At 70.4% G+C, this 3051-nt stretch carries 3 protein-coding genes; all 3 read left to right on the top strand.

Translation table 11 applies throughout. From position 1 onward, the window contains the following. Positions 1-223 (top strand): c-type cytochrome (locus AC27VN_RS37430; RefSeq protein WP_490879923.1); only part of this gene is annotated, 223 nt, incomplete at its 5' end. A gap of 106 nt (positions 224-329) precedes the next feature. Further along, positions 330-2498 carry a thiamine pyrophosphate-dependent enzyme gene (locus tag AC27VN_RS37425; protein ID WP_490879922.1) on the top strand — a complete coding sequence of 723 codons (2169 nt, stop codon included), beginning with the start codon at positions 330-332 and terminating at the stop codon, positions 2496-2498. Positions 2499-2511: 13 nt separating this feature from the next. Continuing rightward, positions 2512-3051: 2-oxoacid:acceptor oxidoreductase family protein (locus tag AC27VN_RS37420; RefSeq protein ID WP_490879921.1), on the top strand; the 540-nt coding region annotated here is incomplete at its 3' end.

Here is a 3051-nt window from a genome sequence, read left to right as displayed (position 1 = left end):
CCATGGCGCCGACCTGAGTGGGGGGCAGCAGGTGCCGCGCATCGCGCACCAGCGCGAGGAATACCTCGCGCTCACGCTGCAGGAGTTCCGCAGCGGCAAGCGCCCGGGCTACACGCAGGCGATGGGCGAGGCCGTGGGCCGCATGGCGCCAGAAGACCTCGACACCCTCGCCTACTACGTGGCGCGTTTGCCCACCGCACCGCCCAAGCCCGGCGGCAAGTAGCGCCGCCTCCAGCAACGAACAACGCCGGCCCGCACCCGGCGCGGGGACGCCTGCGTCCGCGCATTCCTTCATCCATCCACGCATCAACCTATCGGAGCCGATTCTTTTGGAAGTCTCATTCAGCAAGGAAGTCGAGGCGCTGCGCCTCGGCGAGGGCGACACCTTTCACGGCGAGGGCATCCTCGCGATCACCAAGGGCCTGCTGCAGTCGGGCGTGGCCTACGTCGGCGGCTACCAGGGCGCGCCGGTGTCGCACCTGCTCGACGTGATGGTGCAGGCCAAGGGCTACATGGACGAGCTCGGCGTGCACGTGGAGGCCTGCTCGAACGAGGCCTCGGCCGCGGCCATGCTCGGCGCCTCGATCCACTATCCGCTGCGCGGCGCGGTGACCTGGAAGTCCATCGTCGGCACCAACGTGGCGGCCGACGCGCTGTCGAACCTGTCCTCGCCCGGCGTGACCGGCGGCGTGCTGATCGTGGTCGGCGAGGACTACGGCGAAGGCGCCAGCGTGATCCAGGAGCGCACCCATGCCTATGCGCTCAAGTCGAGCATGTGCCTGCTCGACCCGCGGCCCGACCTGGCCGTGATGGTGCGCATGGTCGAGCAGGGCTTCCAGCTCTCGGAGACCTCGAACATGCCCTGCCTGATGGAGCTGCGCATCCGCACCTGCCACGTGCGCGGAAGCTTCGCGTGCAAGGACAACCGCGCGCCCGCCGTGTCGACACGCGCGCTCATGACCGACCCCGCGGGCTTCGACTACATGCGGCTCGCCCATCCGCCCGTGACCTTCCGCCACGAGAAACTCAAGGGCGACGAGCGCATTCCCGCCGCGCGCCGCCACATCGTGGCCCAGGGCCTCAACGAGCTGATGCCCGGCGGGCGCCATGTCGAGCTCGGCATCGTGGTGCAGGGCGGCCTGTACAACGCGCTGATCCGCGGCCTGCAGCAGCAGGGGCTGGCCGATGCCTTCGGCGAGAGCGAGATCCCGATCCTGGTGCTCAACGTCACCTATCCGCTGGTGCCCGAGCAACTGGCCGACTTCTGCCTCGGCAAACGCGCGGTGCTGGTGGTGGAGGAAGGCCAGCCCGAGTACATCGAGCAGGACATCGCGACCCTGCTGCGCCGCCGCGACATCCAGACGCCGCTGCACGGCAAGGACCTGCTGCCCTCGGCCGGCGAGTACGGCGTGGAAGTGCTCTCGGGCGGGCTCGCCGCCTTCGTCGCGAAGTACGTCGGCGAGGGCGAGACGGCCGCATCGGCGCTGTCGGCCCAGGCCTGGCTGGCCGGCAACCGCGAGCGCCGCGAGGCGGTGGCGCGCCGGCTCGACGTGCCGCTGCCGAACCGGCCGCCGAGCTTCTGCGTGGGCTGTCCCGAGCGGCCGGTGTTCTCGGCCCTCAAGCTCGCGCAGCAGACCACGGGGCCGGTGCACATCGCGGCCGACATCGGCTGCCATGCCTTCGGCACCTTCGAACCGTTCTCGATGGGCCACTCGATCCTCGGCTACGGCATGAGCCTCGCGAGCCGCGCGGGCGTGTCGCCGATGATGAACCGGCGCACGCTGTCGATCATGGGCGACGGCGGCTTCTGGCACAACGGCCTGCTGACCGGCGTGCAGAGCGCGCTGTTCAACGGCGACGACGCGGTGCTGCTGATCTTCAAGAACGGCTACACCTCGGCCACCGGCACGCAGGACATCATCTCCACGCCCGACGACGAGGTGAAGGAGCGCGCCGTCGACAAGCAGCAGAGCCTGGTCGACAAGAACCAGACCATCGAATCGACCTTGAAGGGCCTGGGCGTGCAATGGATGCGCACCGTAACCACCTACGACGTGGAACGCATGCGCCGCACCCTGACCGAGGCCCTGACCAGCGACTTCGACGGCCTCAAGGTGGTGATCGCCGAGGGCGAATGCCAGCTCGAGCGGCAGCGCCGAATCAAGCCCTGGATCGCGGGCCTGCTGCAGCGCGGCGAGCGCGTGGTGCGCGTGAAGTACGGCGTGGACGAGGACGTGTGCAACGGCGACCATGCCTGCATCCGGCTCTCGGGCTGTCCCACGCTCACGCTGAAGGACAACCCCGATCCGCTCAAGCTCGACCCGGTGGCGACCGTGATCGACGGCTGCGTGGGCTGCGGCCTGTGCGGCGCCAACGCGCACGCGGCCACGCTGTGCCCGAGCTTCTACCGCGCCGAGGTGGTGCAGAACCCGAAGTGGCACGAGCGGCTGCTGCATGGCCTGCGCGGCGCGGTGGTGCGCGCGCTGCGCCCGGCCTGAGGAGGAACAGACGATGGAACGACATTCCTCCCCGGCATCCACGCAGCGCCCGATCACCCTGCTCGTCTGCGCCCTCGGCGGCGAAGGCGGCGGCGTGCTCACCGAATGGCTGGTGGAGACCGCGCGCCACGCGGGCTTCGCGGCGCAGAGCACCTCGATCCCCGGCGTGGCGCAGCGCACCGGCGCCACCACCTACTACATCGAGGTGTTCCCGGTGCCGCTGGCCCAGCTCGGCGGGCGCCGGCCCGTCTTCAGCCTGAGCCCGGTGCCGGGCGCGCTCGATGCGATCGTGTCGTCGGAGCTGCTCGAGACCACGCGCCAGATCGGCAACGGCATGAGCGCGCCGCCGCGCACGCTGGTCATCAGCTCGTCGGCGCGCGTGCTCACCACCGCCGAGCGCATGGTGCCCGGCGACGGACGCGCCGACGCGCAGCGCTTGATCGACGTGGTCAAGGCCTTCAGCCGCGAGCACCACGTGCTCGACATGGGCGCGATGGCGCGCGAGGCCGGCACCGTCGTCAGCGCCGTCATGCTCGGCGCGATCGCGGGCAGC

Source organism: Variovorax sp. 20P10.2.4 (genome assembly GCF_058244205.1).
This window is presented reverse-complemented; position numbering and strand designations above follow the sequence as displayed.